Raw genomic sequence first — 17,502 nt, 5'->3', positions numbered from 1 at the left:
AACTTCCACATTTGAAACCATTTTTATCAAACAAGTGCATCACCATAGTTTACCCTCCATTCGCTTTCTAACAGTATATTCAAAAGTGTGAAGAAAAGACATCACAAATCTTTTGTGTATTTATTATGCCATAAATTCAAATAAAAAGAAACTAATATGATTTTATTTTCTGAAAGAAAATGAAAACGCACATCCTATATATATAATTCCTAGTGAAAAGATGAGCTGATAACCCATCTTTCCTTTCTATGCTATGTACTTGTTTACTTTTGAACATCACTGTATCATACAAGATCATCCCTACATTAATTCTTCAAGCCTTCCTGTTTGTATCGCATTGATGTTTTGTTGGATTCTTTCCTTTGACCAATTCCACCATTGGATATTCAATAATGTAGTAATTGTTTCTTCTGAAAATCGTTTCTTTATTTCTTTCGCAGGTACACCGCCTACAATTGTATAAGGAGGTACATCCTTTGTCACAACTGCACGTGCTGCGATGATTGCCCCATCTGCAATGTTCACCCCTGCCATAATAACTGCTTCATATCCAATCCATACATCATTCCCAATCATGATATCCCCTTTATTATCCCAAGATTGAGTAACTTCTTTTTTATCCAAATCCCATTCTTCAAAAAATAACGGAAATGGATACGTAGATAATGAGTTGCGTGTATGGTTCGCACTGTTGAATAAAAATTTGACTCCACAAGCAATAGAACAAAACTTTCCAATGATTAACTTATCCTGATTGATTGAGTAGTGATACAGCACATTGTTTTTTTCGAATTGTGTTGGATCATGCACGAAATCATTATACATTGTATAATCATCAACCATTATATTGGGATTTGTGATCACACTTTTTAAATAAACTGTTTCCATATCTCCTGTTCGGGGATAGGTTTTATTATCCGAAATAGACATATACATCCTCCTAAAATATATTATATTTTTGTTTTATGCTATTTCGGTATTTACAATACACAACCTCATAGTACCACTCCCTTTTTAATTTAATTTTTAAAAGTGTATGCTACACTACATTTTCACCTAATATAATCTTCGGCATTGTAGTTAGACAGCGATTCCAACGTTTGTAAAACTTCTCTAAGCCTAATTTACCTACTCTCGCATGGGCTTCTTCATTTTCCAATACCCAATATAAAACATAGGTAACCTTACCTACATTTCTTGTAAGACGAATAGGCAACTCCCCTTCTTTTACTGCATTAAAATCCTTTTGTCTATGCGTACGTTTTATATAATGTACATCAATGACACCTTCTTGGCTTAGATAAAATTCCGCTACTTCTTTCATCAACGCCTCGATTTCTTCTAATTTCGTTAATTTTGCTTCATAAATACATATTTCATTGAACATAAAATACCTCCACAGTTTTCATCTACATACTTCATCAAAAATACATTAACTAAATATCACTCTTTGTTTACACAGCCGTTAAAATCATATACCATTATATACTCTTGTTCATTTTCATCCCCTATTTCAAAGCCAAGATTACGATACAACTTAAGCGCATAGTTATCTTTTTGAACTGAGAGTGATGCCTTTTGATAACCTTTTGATTGTAAATACTCTAACATTTTTTTCATTAAAGCTGTGCCAATTCCTTTTCCTCGATATTGTGGATAGATGGATATTGCGAATTCGGGAACTAAAGTGTCCATACAGCGTACCCAAACTGCCCCAACAATTTTATCATCTACTTCTGCGACAAAACAATGATCATCCTTTTCTTTACCAAAATTGTTAATGTACCTCCATAATGAAGGCTCTTGAATGATTGTTCTCGGTGCTAAATGATGTATATCTCTTTGAAAAATCGCTTCATATAAAAAATCTGTCAATAACATAACTTCATTGTTTTCTATCCTTCTAATATTCATCTTTATACCTCTACATTGTCTACTTAATCAAGATGTGCCGATTGCTTTTATCATCCAATCATCTAAGAAATCAAGTTGTTCCTTGGTATGAAACCAGTGCTCTCCATCTTTCATTATTGTGAGATTGACGCTATGACACTTCACAAAGCCCTCCACTGTCTTTTGTGAAACAAGATGATCCTTCTCTGCATAAAGAATTTCCGTAGGAATATTCCATACAATCGGATTTGCTCGTACAAATGTTAAATACTCCCATGATAACGTTTCACCAAAATCCGTTTGAATTTCACCTTTTTCACATAGCTCTTTTTCACTCATATTAGCCCATGAAAGCATATCCAGAATAAGGGTTTCCATATCCAATATAGGAGATATAAACAAAGCTTTCTGTATGTGTTTTCCTTGTAACGCTAACATGGAGAAAAAAGCACCTATGCTATTGGCAATAAGATAAACTTCATCGTACTTCTTAATCAAGTTCTCATATTCTAACAGAATCTTATCTTTAACTACCCAAGGCAAAGACTCCTTATAATCTACTCCGATTATATCATACCCTCTACAGTTTTTCTTATATTGTTCTGCTTCCAAACAACTCCCACCTTGACCATGAATATATAGAATCGCCTTCATTTAGTACCACTCCTATCAAATTATCTTCATAAATTTATTTTATTTCTCTCCTACTGAGAATTCTCATATGTATTCGATGAATCAAATAGAACGATGATTATATTCTCTCTTTTCCATATGGATCATAAATATCCGTATTCCACATAACGTGTTCTCCATCTATCATTTTAATCTACTCTTATTTAACCATATTTATAAATCCAGGTATACACCCTAATAACACTCCAACGATCAAACCAAGTGCTACCATATCTAATAATACCCCTCCCATAAAGCCGACAATCAATCCCCATACTAGTGTATCTGAAACATTACTGTTTTTCCTTTGCTTATCTTTCATATTTTATTTCCTCCATAAATAGCCTACAACGTTCCCCAAGGGAACAGTCAATAGTTATTTAATAGAAAATACTCATTTAGAACCTTTATGTTATAGAATAAGTTTTTTATCACCTATATCAAATGGCTTTCTTTTTCCTTAGTTTAAAATCAATATCGACTTCTTTTGACTTTTCCATAAATGCTTCGTACATAAATTTACATTTATCTGTATCACTCCAAGTTGCAAAGTCTTTATTTGTAGTCACATTGTTCATCAACAATTTCAATACAGAAAGTTCCAATAAATTCACCGCAACACAATAGAATGTCTTTTTCCGCCCATCATTATAGTTACTAAGTAAGATGTTTAGAATCTCGCGTTTCTCCATTTGCTCACTGTTGTATGTATCGATTCCAATCGTTTTTGCTTTTTCTAAATGTTCTTTTTGTTTTCGATGCGAAATAAAAGAATCAAATTCATCAACACCATCATATTTCTTACATGGATATTCCTTGCATTCATAGCAATATTCTATATTTTCATGTTCTAAACTACACTTTGCAATTTTACATGATTGATTATGATTTCCACATCCAAGACAATGTTTGCTCAAAAACATCGGACATAAATTACAATTCAAGCCGCAAAGTGAAAATAACTGATTTCCTCTTACAAAGTCTTTCATACACATACCTCTATGTTTTTGATTACATATCTCCAAAATATTTATAAGCTGACATGATTCCTAACAATATACAAAGTATACCACAAATACACCATGATTTTTCAAATCGATATGACCATCTCTTAAAACACATGCAGGCAAAGCCAAATAAAGAAATCGCAAGAAAAGCTCTCCAAGCACGATTTCCATTTATTAAAGACAACATCATAAAAACTTGAGAAATTGCTGAGATACCTTCCAACGCAAAGCTTTGTGCTTCCATTTTTTCTTTTTTATTTCTATATAAATCATCCTCTGAAATGAGTTCATCTAAACTCGTATGTAGTTCTATTGCTAATTTTTTTGCGATAAATATATCTGGAGTTCTCGTTCCTTTTTCCCAACGACAAACACTTTGTCTTGAAACAAACAATTTATCCGCGATATCTTGTTGTGTTAGATTTTCCTTTTCCCGTAGTTCTTTTATTTTATTGTTGAATGACATACTGTAATTCCTCCTTCATATGTACAAAGGATATAATATCTCTACCTATTATAAAAGTGATTATTTGGAATTGCATTGTTTCCATATTGGTAACAACGAATATACCTCTATTTTTAGTCTAACGCATAATTATAAAAACCATTATCTTTTACTTTCGAACTTCATAAATCAAATATCAAATTATGATACTACATGATAGTCCTATTCTCTGTTGTTTTCTCCCCAAACACACAATTGATCCAAAACACTCATTAAAGATTTTCCTCGATCACTTAGACTATATTCAACCTTTGGAGGAATTTGAGGGTATTCTTTTCTGATAATGAGTTTATCTGATTCAAGTTCCTTCAAATTTAAACTAAGTGTTTTGTCTGTCACTGTTTTAAGATATCGTTTTAATTCATTGAATCGTACAACTTCAAACTCCATTAAGCAATAAAGGATCACCATCTTGTGTTTTCCTGATATGATTGATAACGTATAGCTAAATCCTGAATCTTTGAAATTTGCATCCGCAATATAATTTTTTATCATTTTATACTTTCCTTTTAGATAGTACCTATCTAATAAGATGGTACTTGTACTCTTTCTATTACATGTTAAAATTATATATAAGAACAAGAACTCTGTCAATTTACAGAAGAAAAGAGGATAAGACAATGAGAAGAAAACTCGATATAACAGAAGGTATTTTTCCAATGCCAGTGTTAATGGTGGCGACTTACAATGAAGATGGTAGTGTGAATGTCATGAATGCTGCATGGGGTACTATGCAGGAAAGAGGTATTGTTGCGTTGAATTTAACAGAGTCTCATAAGACAGTAAAAAACATCAAAGCTAGAGAGGCGTTTACAGTGAGCATTGCGGATGCCGCTCATGTGGTTGAAGCAGATTATTTTGGCGTTGAGTCTGGAAACAGAGTTTCAAATAAATTCGAAAACAGTGGACTTACCGCAATGAAATCAGAGATACTAGACGCTCCTATTATCAATGAATTTCCACTTTGCTTAGAGTGTGAATTTATAGAATATCAAGATGGAAAATATGGGTGTGGTGTTATTGGTAAAGTGTTGAATGTAACAGCTTATGAAAGCGTAATGGATGGAGACAAGGTTAATATGACCTCAGTAAATGCAATTGCTTTTGATCCGTATACACATGGCTACTATAAAGTAAGCGAAAGAGTGGGTGAAGCCTTCAAAGATGGTTTGCAACTCAAAAAGAAATAAACCATGTACAAGGTCTCTTTGAAATGAGGGACCTTGTCGTTTCAAGGAAACACAGCAGTAGAGTTGGTGTGCTTTTTTTTACTCACAAAATAACAATGAGTAAAACTACAACAATCAACCTCTTCCGTATGTGTTTTTTTTCATCTTCTAGTATTTTATAATTATCCTTTTGTGGAAATAAAAACACTAGAGCAAACCTCTAGTGCATTACACTTAGATAAATCTAAATTTATTTAGTTCTTTTTATATGTGTATACATCAACAGATACAAGTTCTTGACCGCCCCAATTTTTTTCTTGTGCAGTATAGTCCTCTTTTACAAACCCATTATTTAATAATACTTTAGATGAATACAGATTTTCTGGCATTACAAACGCTTTAAGTGTTGTAATACCAATCTCATTTATTAAATATTCCACCATCAACTTTAAAGCATTTGATGCGATTTTTTATTCCAATAATCCTCGTTCAATCGATAACCTACTGTTATTTTGTTTATTCTCTTTTTGTAGTCAAACATTTCTGCTAAACCTACAAGATTATTAGGATCATCTTTCAAATATATTCCTGCAATTATTTGCTTTTTCTTCTCAAAATCTCTTCCGCCAATATTTCTGATTATGGTCTGTAATGTTTTATTGCTCTTCTTATATAAAAATAGTGGTACATACTTGTATATATTGTCATTATGACTAATCTTAAATAATGCTACAACATCACTTGCATCCATTTTTTTTATAATCACTTTTTCATTTTCTAAATATGGAAATACATCAAATAATTCTGCCATAATTACCTCCACAAATTATAATTTTTTGCCTATATCTATTTCACAAATTGAGAATAGTATATTAAACAAACTCAGCGATTACTATTTCGTTTCCATCGATATCATGTAAGCGAACTTCATAAGTTCCCCAATCATATCTGATGGCATCAGGCAACACAACACCTTTCTTCTTCAAACGCTCCATCGTTATATCAAGATTATCTGTTTGAAAAACAAATGATTGATATCCAGTTGGCTGTGCATCAAATACATTACAATCCCATATGCAAAGAGTAGGTGCATGTTCTGTAAAGCCTAGATAAACTCCATTGTATTCATCTACATCTGTCTTGATAAACGGTATTTCTAATACATCCCTATAGAACTGAATAAGTTCTTTTGCATGCTTGGAAAAAATATTTGTACAATAATACCCTGTTATCATCTTCTTACCTCCACAACATTTCATATGATCGTTAAATATTTTAAAACCTATCTCTACAAACTGAAGTTTTAAGAATTTGTGTTACGCATACGTTCTTTAGTCAGTACACTCATATTGCTCTTGTATCATCACATTCCACATTTTCATATTGAATATCAACCAGTTCAACATCTTCCATAGACTTTAGATTACAAGTTCCCTTGGCAGTAACAGTGATTCTCAATAATTGACTTTTTTTACACCATGCAGACAAAATAGAATTGATTGTAAAGGTCACGATGTTGTGAGTGTTTTCTTGTGTTATAGTTTGAATTTCAATTTCACTATCAAAATCTTCCACAAAATTAATACGGTTGATTAAAGAACCCAAGTCATCGATATAGTGTATTTCACTTAACATCCTAGGTAAATTTTCTATTCTTTCTAAATATTTTGATGCTAAGTTCCATACAGGTTCTTCAACATCATCTTTGGTTAATTGTTCCAAAATCTAGTTCCTCCCATTATATAAAAGTATATTCAATACAGCTTCAAACTTCTTCAGCCTTGTGGAATCATGTTCTTTAAAACTGTTTCTTCATCAGCATACCATTTACTCCAATCGTCTTGATGCTCTGTTAGCGAATTGGGAAGTAACTACCATAATCCTTACAAACTCATTGTAGATAAATCCTTGCCCTTAACGAACCTCCAGAAATGGAATTACGTAATCGTTTGTTTCTTTTCTTTATAATGATATACCCCAGTCACCAAAGTCATATATACCGCTACCATGATGGAGCTTTCCATCTATGTTCAGGGATTCTAATTCTTCTTTTATACGGTGTAAAATCTCAGGTTGTATATCTAATGAATGATGTCCTGGGAATACTCTTTTTGTAGGTAACGCTAAAATCCTCTTTAATGAAACAAGATATTCTTGTGGGTCGGTCGATGGATAATTGGCAAACAAAGTATCTTTATATACTAAATCACCAGTGAATAAGTAGCCTGTATTCCTCTCCCAAAAACATAAGTGTCCAGGAGCATGTCCTGGTGTATGCAGGACTTCAATTTGACGATTGCCCAGATTAATTATATCACAATCACTTATTATTTTAGTTGGAATACCTTGAAAAATTTCATAGCTATTTATATCAAAACCAGATGGTAAATCACAGCGATTAACAACCATTCCTTTTACTACTTCCTTTGGTAATGGAAACTTTCCATTTAACCAATCTACTTCATCTTTGTGAACATAAAAGTCAGGAAAATACTTCAATCCTCCTATATGATCCCAATGAATATGTGTGGCAACTGCTGTAATAGGTTTATCAGTAAGTTTGCGCACTTCCTCATATATGTTCGAGATTCCAAGCCCTGTATCAATCAGTAAACTACTCTCATTTCCTATTAACAAATAACAATGGGTTTCTTCCCAATGTCGATACTCACTAATGATATATGTGAACTCATCTACCTGATTTACTGTGAACCAATTATCCATTGTCCAATTCTCCCTTCAGTGCCTCATTTATAACCTCTTATCAAGATATTTCTAATTGTAAGTCATTTCCATTTCTTTACTCTACAGAAATTGGCATAACCCATATTTCCATTTTTGTAGTACTTTCTACACGACTTTCATATCGTTCCACAGAAAATGGTTTTGTTGTTAATGTATGCTTTGGTAACCATGTATTAAATAAGTAACCCTGTGCCTTATAGAGTGCATCCATAACCAAACTTTCAAAGTTCTCTGCCTCAAAGGTACAGACAATATATTCTCCCATTGGTAATTCCCAGTGGTCGTATTCACAAGTATCACCATTAGAAATTGCACCTCCACCAACAAAATAATGAAAGTATCCCTCTTCTTCACAAGGATATGCGACACCAATTTCATCCCCATCTACTGACAAACGATTCATAAAAGCTTTCTTTTCATGAAATGTTTCCCAAAGTGTATATAAAGGGTCTACTCCGGATTCAATTCCAAGTCCTGCTACAAATGAAACAGGTAATTTTGTCTTCAAGCCAACAAAATGCTCTGGTACAGTTAGTTGTTTTCGTGTGATTTCTAGAATAATCCCATCGCTCACAAGTGGTACATTTTCATCAACCAGTGTATAGTTCAAAGAGAGTTCTGGCTTATTCATTTTACTAAATGTGACAGGTGTCTTAGAGTATTCCTCTGGAGTTATACCAAATGTTTCTTTAAATGTGCGAGAAAAGTGTTCGTGTGAAGCGAATCCTAAATCCAATGCTACATCTAAAATTCGCTTATTCTTTTGTAGTAAGGCTTCTGTTGCTCTTGCCATTCGACGTAATTTGATATATTCAATTACTGGTTTTTTCACCAATCGTGTAAAGAGTCTTTGATAGTAAAAGGTCGATAATGCTGCTAATTTTGCTAAATCTTCAATTTTGATTTCTTCAGAAAGATGTTCCTCAATATAGTCTACTGTTTGTTGTATTTGTTCCCATGCGTGCATAATAAGCACCTCCTCTTCTATAGGATATCATGGGAGATACCACGCTCGCTTGTCTGACAATGCCCTTTTTTGCTAAAGATGTAATCGGACTTTGCCTCCAAATTGATTTACCACTAGAGTTGAATAATATTGCACAATGTCATTAACATGTTTTTATAAATTTATTGAAAAATAAATTTACGCTAGAAATACTGTAAATATGTAATATTTGTAGCGTTTGCTATTTTATTTCCAACACCCATATAAGCATCACCTAAATATTAGTTACATCAGTTTTATTTATGTTCTTATTTCCATTTACTAGCAGTTTCAAAATGTTACAGATAAATTGCATACCTTGTTACTTTCCTTTATTTTTCTCCAAAAAATAGTTCACAGTACCCTTATGAGTATTTTATCAAAGATTTATCTTCTCAAAGCATACTCCTACTTGTCTATAAGTAGGACTCTATCTTTCTTTTCGCTTCCATAGCGGTATACTATTTATCAAAATGGAAGCTATCGTACAAAACCATAAAACTCTATATACGGATGGAGTTACATCAGATAAAGCACCCCAATCCTCATTCATAACCCATTTTGCATCGGCAGTATAGAAATCACATAAAACCAATGAAGTAGTCGATAAACTAACGAAACTAAGCCATATTACAGCTTTCTTTCGAACATATAAAACAACATTTAACAACCCTGTCACAATTGAAACAATACCAAATACTATCCACATATAATTTCCTCCATTCTGAATTTCAATCGTTAATAAATTTCAGAACTTTTGTATTGATAACTTCTGATTTACTAACTCCAAGTAAGTGCGATACATCTTCTATAACACATATTTCTAAATTAGGTATTAGGCGTTTTGCACGTGCGGATGCCTTTTTAATTGAAAATGCAAATTCATTCTCTCCAAACATTACAAGAACTGGCATTGTGATATTTTGTAAATGCTCCTTCTTCAACCATTTTGGGAAGCTTGCATTTGCATTCATATTCATTACTGATAAAGTAAATTGCTGAATGATACTATCTGGAAGTGGCTCTTCTTTTCCACTGCCCCAACCAATATAGTTTTCTACGTTTTCTCTTGTTGGATGAAATCCCATCTTCATAATTTTAAAGAAGAAGGAAAGATGCATCTTAGCAAAGGTTTGTACTGGACTAAGAAGAATCAATTTATTCACCTTCTCTGGATAATATCCAGCATAATTCGCTGCATTCCAACCACCTATAGAAAGCCCACAAAGATATACTATATCTAGTCCTAAACCATGCAAAGTTTCATCAAGCCATTTTGCGTTATCATACGGCGTTTTCATTTTATTTGTTAAAATACTTTTTGAAGACTCTCCTATTAAATCGATTGCATATACACGAAAGTATGTACTCCAAAACGGAAGATTCTTATACCATATAGGAGAACCACAACTAGAGGCATGCAACAATACTAAGGGTGGAAGATTCTCATCCCCACAACATAGAACATGACTATCCCCATAAGTACTAGCTACATATAGTTCACTTACAGGGACACAAATTAACTTCATGGATTCCTCATAAGCACTAAAGTACTCTATTTGATTTTCTATTGTTTTAAAGTTTAACCCTTTTTTCATTTTCATCTCCCATTAGCATCATATAATTTGATATCCTGCATGCATTAGTACTTCTATCGCTTTTTCAAAATTTTCTTGTTTCGTCAAAATATAATCTGTACGGTATGTAGAAATTGCAAATATGCCTATATGATGATCTGCCAATAAAGTGGATAATTTGGATAACACACCAATCATCGAAAAATCCAAGGATCCTTGTATTCGAAATGCTTTCCATCCATCATCGCGTGCAATTGTATTTTCAGGTACCTTCTCGCTTATACAAACCAAAGAATTTTCTTCATCTGTTTTCGAAATAAAACAAAATTCTTCTTCCAAATTCACCTGTGAATAATCACAGACTTTACATACCGAAAAATCAAACTCTATTCGTTTTATTTCCATATATTATCCTCCATCTCAATACGAACCTATTTTATATCCTTAGGCATTATCATCCAGTGCAAGTTTAACAGCACTCTTAGCGTGAATCAAGGTTGTATCAAATACAGGAATGGGTACATCTGTTGGATGAATTAGAAGACCTATTTCAGTACATCCTAAAATGATACCTTCTGCACCCTCTTGTTTCAACTTATCAATTATTATCTTGAACTTCTCTCGTGAACCATCATTAACTTCACCTAAACAAAGCTCTTTGAAGATAGTATTGTTAATGCTTTCGATATCTTCTTCATTAGGTATTAGGACATTGATCCCTTTGTCAATAAGTTTTTGTTTATAAAACTCTTCTATCATTGTATATTTCGTTCCCAACAACCCAACTCTATGAATATTTTGTTGAATAAGTTCTTCTGCAGTAGCATCTGCAATATGAATTAGTGGAACTTGAATCATAGATGCAATTTGAGGAGCTACTTTATGCATTGTATTGGTACAAATTAAAATAAAATCTGCACCAACACCTTCCAAACTCTGTGCAGCATTGCCAAGAATTCGAGCGCTTTTCTCCCATTCTCCTTTTGCCTGACATTTTTCAATTTCATCAAATTCTACACTATAGAGTAAAATTTTTGCACTATGAAGTCCACCCAATCTCTTCTTTACTTCTTCATTTATAATTCGATAATAGGAAACCGTACTTTCCCAACTCATACCACCAATCAATCCAATTGTTTTCATATAAACTCCTCCATTCGCCTATCCTACATACTACATTCAAGCATTTAGATTTCTTAATGATGCAATTTATTCTTAATACGTAAACAAGCATCTACATGCATTATCCAATGTCTTGAAAAAGGCATTTGTATCAATCCCTTAATGTTCTTATTACACCAATAATCAATTAACCAAGCCGCATGTTCAGAAGTACTTACAACTCTCAAGGATGTTAAGTACGCTTTCTTTTCTTCTGCTATCTCTTTCTTTAAATCCTTATAAGATAAGCTCTTTAATATTTCTTCAGTGCTTGTTTTTACATCTAGCATATATGTATATAATTCTTCTATGTTTAATTGCTTAGTGAATTCTCTAATTTCTTCTTTTTTAAATTCATTCCCTGTTGTAATGATAGGTGAACCAATACGCTCTTGATACTTGTTTTTAAAGAAGATTTGTTCTTCATTTGCAATTAGCGAGTGAGCCACAATATCTTCTATACGAGCAATATGCCAAATGGAATAGGCAATATTCTTGGAATGATATCCATTCGCATGGATACATGGTAATGCATCAAAATCATCCCGACTCAAATCATCTTTCATCGCAAGTAAAACATCCATCATGTCCTTACGTAAAGCATTCAATGTAGCAATCCCTTCTTTATAAGTAGTCTCTTTCTTTAACTGTGTTTGCATATCTTTATTTGCTTGTGACCATTCCTTATTCATAGATTTCCCTCCATTATTTATCGTTATTTCCTAATACGAAATTCAATACAGCTATGCATTTGTCTTCATACTTTTTTGAAGTTTAACACTCAAGAAAATTGCGACAACACTAGAACAGATGATACCTATAATAAATAAAACTAGACTGCTAAATACATTAGATTGTACAACATATAGCAATAAGGAACCTTCTATAAACAGAAACAACAAGATTAGAAAAACTTTTACAACATTTGTATCCTTCTTCCAATATTGTTCTTTGTTGGCATCACTTAAAGATGAATAAAAGTCATATCCGTTATCCCATTCACGTACATTCTTATTCTTTGAATTTCTTACTTTTAAAAGAATGTAGCATACCATCAAGTATACAATGTTCACAACAACCGCAATCATCAATTTTTCTTGCATAAGTCTACCTCCGAGATTTTTAGTATACAATTTTTCTTTTTGATAAAATTAAACACGAGTACACATATAAATTCTATAAAAACCATTACTGCATAAGGAAGTAAACTTCCTTGATTATCAATAGGATTGATGAACCATATATGGATCCATAAATTCCATGAAAAATGGTACGTCATTGCGGATAGTATATTCCCTTTTGTAAAATACATCAAGTAGCTATAAATATAACTTTCTATAATACAACTCACTAGAAACAACAAGATAGGAATTTGTATTCCATCTTGTATATAATAATGATAATGCCACAAACACCAAATGATGCCTATCAAGAATGGCACGATTTTTTCTGGAATACCAATCTTCTTAAACAATGGTTCTAAATACCCTCTCCAACCTATTTCTTCCGCAACTAGCGCCCACAGTATAATTATGAATTGTACTGTGGAAATACTACCTATTACAAAGTCAACTTGTAACCAAACACAAGCTATATATTTCGCAAGTAACATCGTTATACACGCAAAAGCCATTGGAAACAAACAGGCAAACACCAAATGTTGTTTATGAAATATTTTCTTAAAAAAAGATGTGCTCTCTTTGTTCAAACAAAGTAAGAGCAATGCTGCAATAGTAGGAGAAGCTGCTTGAATTCCATACATAATAAAACGAAGGATTTCATTTCTTATCATGAATTGCATCAAAACAGATAAAAAAGGAAGAAGAAATGCAAGAATTAAAAATAAGACTATATTCTTATTATCTTTCTTCATTACATTCCTCCTCCCTTTTGCATTGTCTTTATTATACAACAAAATCAAAAAATCTCAGCGATTTCAAACGTATTTCCATCAGAATTTTTAATATTGAAGTACCAATTCGGTAGATGAACATTAACATATATAAGTAGTGATACTTCAACAATATGTAGTAACTTCACCCGTCTATATTCAGATTTTAAATCTTTAACTGCAAAATTCAAAATCCGTGATTGTTATCATGGACATATACAACCTTAAAATCTTCAAAGATGACTGGCATATCTTCACTAAACTCATATCCTAATTCTTTCCCCTCTGCGATGAAGAATCTTTTATGTCCTATTTGCCATGATTCTAAAGTCTCATCTTCTCCTTCGCGTTTGCAAGTCTCATACGTTATCTCATGAAATGGTATTACTGTAATATTGGTTGTTTCAATTACACAGTGAGGATTTCCATCCCAATCAGTTACAATACTGAAATCACCTATTTTCGGCATTTCACAGTCCGTTTTCTCATATACAAATAAACTACTGGCAGTTGCCTTCTTTTTTCCAGTTAGTACTAAATCTAGCAAGTGATTTGCGACTTCCTTTCGTAAATCAAAATGAAAGCTTTCTAAAAACCGTAAAGATTTATCGTGATTCGTATTCCTTAAAAATTCATTCCAGAACTCTTCTACGTTCATACATATTGTCCTTTCCCTCATTTTCTTATGTAGTACATACATTCTATTTTCATGATTATATATTCAACTTCCCAAACTACGCCAATACAAGAATATCTTCAATCAATTTTCATTGTCTACATAAAAAAAGATAGGAATGAATTTCATCGTGTTACCACTTGGTTGTATTATAGCATCTCGTAAACATTGTTGTGCTTCCTTGCTCATATAGGTTTCCCCTCATCAGTTTTTAATATGTTATCATTCTTCCTATCTCAAATACTATTCTTTATGTAATTCCTGCTTCAATAGTTGTTGCACTTTTACCAAGTCTGAATCACATAACAACGGTAGAAATTCAATGAGTTTTTCTGCATCAAAATCCCACCATTTTAAATCTAAAAGAATTTCAATCAATTCATCATGAAATCTTTTTCTTATAAATGTAGCTGGATTTCCACCGACAACACTATATGGTGGAACATCTTTTGTGACAACTGAATAGGCTCCTATAATGGCGCCACTTCCAATCTTGACTCCTGGCATAATTATGCTTTCTCGTCCAATCCATACATCGTTTCCAACTACTATATCTCCCTTAAATGGGAGCTGAGAAAGATGTTCCGGTGTACGCTCTCTCCATAATCCACCAAAAACATTAAAAGGATAAGTAGTAACACTGCTTATGCGATGATTCGCAGAACCCATAATAAATTTCGTACCAGATGCTATTGCACAAAACTTACCAATAATTAGCTTATCATTAAATTCTGGATAATTGAAAAGAACGTTATGTTGTTCAAATTTCGTTGGATCATTGTTATCATCATAATATGTATAGTCACCAACAATAATATTTGAAGCTTTAATTACATTTTTTATAAAACAAGTAGTTTTATATTCATTGGGAAAAATCTCATTTGGATTAGGTATTTTTTTCATTTTTTATTCCTCCGTTATAATTTGAATATCACTTCCTTTCTCTTGTTGAATACCGTAGCTAACGCCCTCTTTTTTCTGATTTCCTTCATTTTTTCACCATCCCTGATTTCTAACTTACTTAACTCGATTATTTCCTAAACCTTAAGCTGCTCTTTAGTTTTCAATAAAAGGAAATATTAAAATTATATTCCCTCAAAACTGATTGCCTTTATTTGATTTTTTCTTTGTTAATATAATAAAAAATCCAACTCCTATTAAGAAAACGAAAATAGAAATAAATTGTGAGGTGGAAAGGGCTCCTACATTACCACGAATCAAATCACCTCTAAATAATTCTATAATAAAACGTCCAATGCTATATAGCATTAAATATAGTGTAGCTACTTGTCCATCTTCTTTTTTACGTTTGTCATACATAATCAAAACAAAGAAGAGTACAAAATCAAAGACAGAGGATATCAACTGCGTTGGTATGAGTGCTACACCACTTGGTGCCAAAGAGTCCACTGGAAAAACTACTCCAATTCCACTTGTGGTTTCCATACCATAACAACATCCTGCCATAAAACATCCAATTCTACCAAACCCTTGTGCTAATGCTAACGATGGAATTGCTAAATCTAGAATTTGTAGAAAGGGCATTTTTTTCCTTTTACAATATGCATATCCACCCAATACTCCACCAATAATACCTCCATATACAACATAACCATCACTTAAATTAAAGATAATACTAGGATCTTTCACAACTTGGTTTATTTCAGTAATACAATATAATATTCTTGAACCTAAAAATCCACTTAATAATACAAAGAAAAATAGGTTATCCATAGTATCTATATTGATATTTCTTTTCTTTGTTCTTTTCATCATCACTACATAAGCAGCAATGATTCCTATTGCTATGAAAGCACCATAGGAATGTACAGTAATACTTCCAATCGAAAATAAATCGTTATACATAAGACCCCTCCAATTATTGATTTTCTATAGAACCTAAAACTATCCTCTATCTCTCTGACATATATTTCTTTATGTCATCAATGGATAACTTTCGTATTTGAGTATTATCAAATTCTTTGTATTCATTGACAGTAAAAACAGGTAGTAAAGATTCGCACTTTTTCCCTTTGTTTTTCTTAAGATATAATTCGAGTTCATCTTTATTTACGAAAATCTTATAGGATAATCTACCATTTTCACTTTGCACTTCATAAATACCACATGATGTTTTCATTGTATAATCAGCTGTTCGTAAATAGAACTTCGCAATTTCCAATGACTTAAAAGGAAAGTTCCATCGCTGTAATCCACGTTTAGGATCAAGTTCAATGCAAACACATCGTCCACATGTTCCACATATGTACTGGGTATGCTTTTCTAGACACTTTAAAGGATGAAGTAATGGAGTTATTCTATTTTCCTCTACATAACATTCTTCACACATATCTTGTGAACCTCCTTACATTTCAGTTAACTATAAATTGTTGATCAAAAGTTTCCTTTATACAAATATAGCCATTCTCTAATTCAAGAATCTCTTGAATATCGTCATGTGCTAAAATACCATGTATATCCAAACTTATCTAGTACTTCTGCACCTCCATCATTTTCATGGGGAGGTGGGTGTGGCATGAATCTTTGCATAAGTTTGCCACCCTTCGCAAGTTTTTCAGATATTTCCTCAATTGCTTCTCGTGAGGGTAATACAACACAGATTGCCATACCAGAGATTACAACCTTTTCACTTACATCCCTTCCCATAATACAACCATCATATTTGCTAAAGGTTACACTAGCATGCATAATTAGTTCTTTAGGATCATTGTTTAAGTGTACAAAGACCGTTTTACCTCCACCAAATGCATCTGCGTAAAAATGAAATGCTTCTTCACAATTTCCTTGAAATGTTACATATGGAGTTACCATAATAAAATCCTCCTTTTGTGTAAGATAGTCACTTTAAACTATCACTGAATTGTTTTAAATCTGACTTTACTTCCTCAGAAAGTTTATCATAGTCTATGTTATCAATTGCTCCCTGTAAAACATACAAATGAACTAAACATACATTTGGATATCGCTCTTTCAATTGCATAAACACTTCTTTACTTCCTAGTCTTATCAAATCTTTCGATGAACGTATGCCTATAGAAAGAAGTTTTATTTTCATTTCTTTTCCAATATTTCGCATATGATCTAGGGCTTCCATAAGATTCCTCCTTTCATTGCAATTCATCGTATTCAACAAACGAACCTTTTAATGATTATCACAAATATATATAGAAATATTATATCATTGAATTGTAATGAATAAT

The 17,502-nt window shown here is 32.5% G+C and carries 28 protein-coding genes; 1 reads left to right on the top strand and 27 read right to left on the bottom strand.

Annotated elements, in window-relative coordinates; all coding sequences use genetic code 11:
- Positions 1–300: 300 nt before the first annotated feature.
- The 8 genes from ACWG0P_RS10060 to ACWG0P_RS10025 form a co-directional block, all read right to left on the bottom strand.
- Positions 301–930 carry a CatB-related O-acetyltransferase gene (locus tag ACWG0P_RS10060; protein ID WP_455801608.1) on the bottom strand — a complete coding sequence of 210 codons (630 nt, stop codon included), beginning with the start codon at positions 928–930 and terminating at the stop codon, positions 301–303.
- Positions 931–1,039: 109 nt separating this feature from the next.
- Positions 1,040–1,387 carry a hypothetical protein gene (locus ACWG0P_RS10055; protein ID WP_455792947.1) on the bottom strand — a complete coding sequence of 116 codons (348 nt, stop codon included), beginning with the start codon at positions 1,385–1,387 and terminating at the stop codon, positions 1,040–1,042.
- A gap of 56 nt (positions 1,388–1,443) precedes the next feature.
- Positions 1,444–1,914, bottom strand: a complete 471-nt coding sequence (locus ACWG0P_RS10050) for an N-acetyltransferase family protein (protein ID WP_455801607.1) — start codon at positions 1,912–1,914, stop codon at positions 1,444–1,446.
- A gap of 27 nt (positions 1,915–1,941) precedes the next feature.
- Complete coding sequence (locus ACWG0P_RS10045) at positions 1,942–2,547, bottom strand: alpha/beta hydrolase (protein ID WP_455801606.1); 606 nt, start codon at positions 2,545–2,547, stop codon at positions 1,942–1,944.
- A gap of 178 nt (positions 2,548–2,725) precedes the next feature.
- Entirely contained in the window at positions 2,726–2,887 is a 162-nt protein-coding gene (locus ACWG0P_RS10040; RefSeq protein ID WP_455792952.1) for a hypothetical protein, read from the bottom strand.
- Between the two features lie 118 nt (positions 2,888–3,005).
- The gene (locus tag ACWG0P_RS10035; RefSeq protein ID WP_455801605.1) at positions 3,006–3,554 is read right to left on the bottom strand and encodes a DUF3795 domain-containing protein; all 549 of its coding nucleotides are present in this window, start codon (positions 3,552–3,554) and stop codon (positions 3,006–3,008) included.
- A 22-nt stretch (positions 3,555–3,576) separates the two neighbouring features.
- A complete protein-coding gene (locus tag ACWG0P_RS10030) occupies positions 3,577–4,038 on the bottom strand; it encodes a helix-turn-helix transcriptional regulator (RefSeq protein ID WP_455801604.1) in 462 nt (153 codons plus the stop codon).
- 201 nt (positions 4,039–4,239) lie between these two features.
- A complete protein-coding gene (locus ACWG0P_RS10025; RefSeq protein ID WP_455801603.1) occupies positions 4,240–4,572 on the bottom strand; it encodes a winged helix-turn-helix transcriptional regulator in 333 nt (110 codons plus the stop codon).
- A gap of 125 nt (positions 4,573–4,697) precedes the next feature.
- Between ACWG0P_RS10025 and ACWG0P_RS10020 the strand changes: the two genes are divergently transcribed.
- Positions 4,698–5,267, top strand: coding sequence for a flavin reductase family protein (locus tag ACWG0P_RS10020; protein WP_455801602.1), 570 nt, complete (start codon positions 4,698–4,700; stop codon positions 5,265–5,267).
- Between the two features lie 233 nt (positions 5,268–5,500).
- Here the strand turns inward: ACWG0P_RS10020 and ACWG0P_RS10015 are convergent, their stop codons facing one another.
- The 19 genes from ACWG0P_RS10015 to ACWG0P_RS09925 form a co-directional block, all read right to left on the bottom strand.
- Positions 5,501–5,689, bottom strand: a complete 189-nt coding sequence (locus ACWG0P_RS10015; RefSeq protein ID WP_455801601.1) for a hypothetical protein — start codon at positions 5,687–5,689, stop codon at positions 5,501–5,503.
- Between the two features lie 5 nt (positions 5,690–5,694).
- Positions 5,695–6,057: a GNAT family N-acetyltransferase gene (locus ACWG0P_RS10010; protein ID WP_455801600.1), complete on the bottom strand. Its 363-nt coding sequence runs from the start codon at positions 6,055–6,057 to the stop codon at positions 5,695–5,697.
- A 61-nt stretch (positions 6,058–6,118) separates the two neighbouring features.
- Positions 6,119–6,481 carry a VOC family protein gene (locus ACWG0P_RS10005; protein WP_455801599.1) on the bottom strand — a complete coding sequence of 121 codons (363 nt, stop codon included), beginning with the start codon at positions 6,479–6,481 and terminating at the stop codon, positions 6,119–6,121.
- A gap of 109 nt (positions 6,482–6,590) precedes the next feature.
- Positions 6,591–6,968: a hypothetical protein gene (locus ACWG0P_RS10000; RefSeq protein WP_455801598.1), complete on the bottom strand. Its 378-nt coding sequence runs from the start codon at positions 6,966–6,968 to the stop codon at positions 6,591–6,593.
- Between the two features lie 240 nt (positions 6,969–7,208).
- Positions 7,209–7,970 (bottom strand): MBL fold metallo-hydrolase, encoded by a 762-nt coding sequence (locus ACWG0P_RS09995; RefSeq protein ID WP_455801597.1) that lies wholly within the window; start codon positions 7,968–7,970, stop codon positions 7,209–7,211.
- 76 nt (positions 7,971–8,046) lie between these two features.
- On the bottom strand, positions 8,047–8,958 hold the full coding sequence (locus ACWG0P_RS09990; protein WP_455801596.1) for an AraC family transcriptional regulator: 912 nt from the start codon (positions 8,956–8,958) through the stop codon (positions 8,047–8,049).
- A gap of 448 nt (positions 8,959–9,406) precedes the next feature.
- The gene (locus tag ACWG0P_RS09985) at positions 9,407–9,685 is read right to left on the bottom strand and encodes a hypothetical protein (RefSeq protein ID WP_455792970.1); all 279 of its coding nucleotides are present in this window, start codon (positions 9,683–9,685) and stop codon (positions 9,407–9,409) included.
- A 22-nt stretch (positions 9,686–9,707) separates the two neighbouring features.
- Positions 9,708–10,574: an alpha/beta fold hydrolase gene (locus ACWG0P_RS09980; RefSeq protein ID WP_455801595.1), complete on the bottom strand. Its 867-nt coding sequence runs from the start codon at positions 10,572–10,574 to the stop codon at positions 9,708–9,710.
- Positions 10,575–10,592: 18 nt separating this feature from the next.
- Entirely contained in the window at positions 10,593–10,958 is a 366-nt protein-coding gene (locus ACWG0P_RS09975; RefSeq protein ID WP_455801594.1) for an ACT domain-containing protein, read from the bottom strand.
- Positions 10,959–10,997: 39 nt separating this feature from the next.
- A complete protein-coding gene (locus tag ACWG0P_RS09970) occupies positions 10,998–11,696 on the bottom strand; it encodes an aspartate/glutamate racemase family protein (protein WP_455801593.1) in 699 nt (232 codons plus the stop codon).
- A 53-nt stretch (positions 11,697–11,749) separates the two neighbouring features.
- Positions 11,750–12,406 carry a phage head-tail adapter protein gene (locus tag ACWG0P_RS09965; protein WP_455801592.1) on the bottom strand — a complete coding sequence of 219 codons (657 nt, stop codon included), beginning with the start codon at positions 12,404–12,406 and terminating at the stop codon, positions 11,750–11,752.
- Between the two features lie 51 nt (positions 12,407–12,457).
- Positions 12,458–12,817 carry a hypothetical protein gene (locus ACWG0P_RS09960; RefSeq protein WP_455801591.1) on the bottom strand — a complete coding sequence of 120 codons (360 nt, stop codon included), beginning with the start codon at positions 12,815–12,817 and terminating at the stop codon, positions 12,458–12,460.
- The gene (locus ACWG0P_RS09955) at positions 12,802–13,587 is read right to left on the bottom strand and encodes a CPBP family intramembrane glutamic endopeptidase (RefSeq protein ID WP_455801590.1); all 786 of its coding nucleotides are present in this window, start codon (positions 13,585–13,587) and stop codon (positions 12,802–12,804) included. The genes ACWG0P_RS09960 and ACWG0P_RS09955 overlap by 16 nt, the downstream gene beginning before the upstream one ends.
- 205 nt (positions 13,588–13,792) lie before the next feature.
- Positions 13,793–14,263 carry an ASCH domain-containing protein gene (locus ACWG0P_RS09950; protein WP_455801589.1) on the bottom strand — a complete coding sequence of 157 codons (471 nt, stop codon included), beginning with the start codon at positions 14,261–14,263 and terminating at the stop codon, positions 13,793–13,795.
- 261 nt (positions 14,264–14,524) lie between these two features.
- Positions 14,525–15,184: a CatB-related O-acetyltransferase gene (locus ACWG0P_RS09945; RefSeq protein WP_455801588.1), complete on the bottom strand. Its 660-nt coding sequence runs from the start codon at positions 15,182–15,184 to the stop codon at positions 14,525–14,527.
- Between the two features lie 192 nt (positions 15,185–15,376).
- Entirely contained in the window at positions 15,377–16,147 is a 771-nt protein-coding gene (locus ACWG0P_RS09940) for a prolipoprotein diacylglyceryl transferase (protein ID WP_455801587.1), read from the bottom strand.
- Between the two features lie 46 nt (positions 16,148–16,193).
- The gene (locus ACWG0P_RS09935) at positions 16,194–16,631 is read right to left on the bottom strand and encodes a hypothetical protein (protein WP_455801586.1); all 438 of its coding nucleotides are present in this window, start codon (positions 16,629–16,631) and stop codon (positions 16,194–16,196) included.
- Positions 16,632–16,735: 104 nt separating this feature from the next.
- Positions 16,736–17,113, bottom strand: a complete 378-nt coding sequence (locus tag ACWG0P_RS09930) for a VOC family protein (protein ID WP_455801585.1) — start codon at positions 17,111–17,113, stop codon at positions 16,736–16,738.
- Positions 17,114–17,141: 28 nt separating this feature from the next.
- The gene (locus ACWG0P_RS09925) at positions 17,142–17,396 is read right to left on the bottom strand and encodes a TfoX/Sxy family DNA transformation protein (RefSeq protein WP_455801584.1); all 255 of its coding nucleotides are present in this window, start codon (positions 17,394–17,396) and stop codon (positions 17,142–17,144) included.
- Positions 17,397–17,502 lie beyond the last annotated feature (106 nt).

This window comes from Amedibacillus sp. YH-ame6 (assembly GCF_053848845.1).
This window is presented reverse-complemented; position numbering and strand designations above follow the sequence as displayed.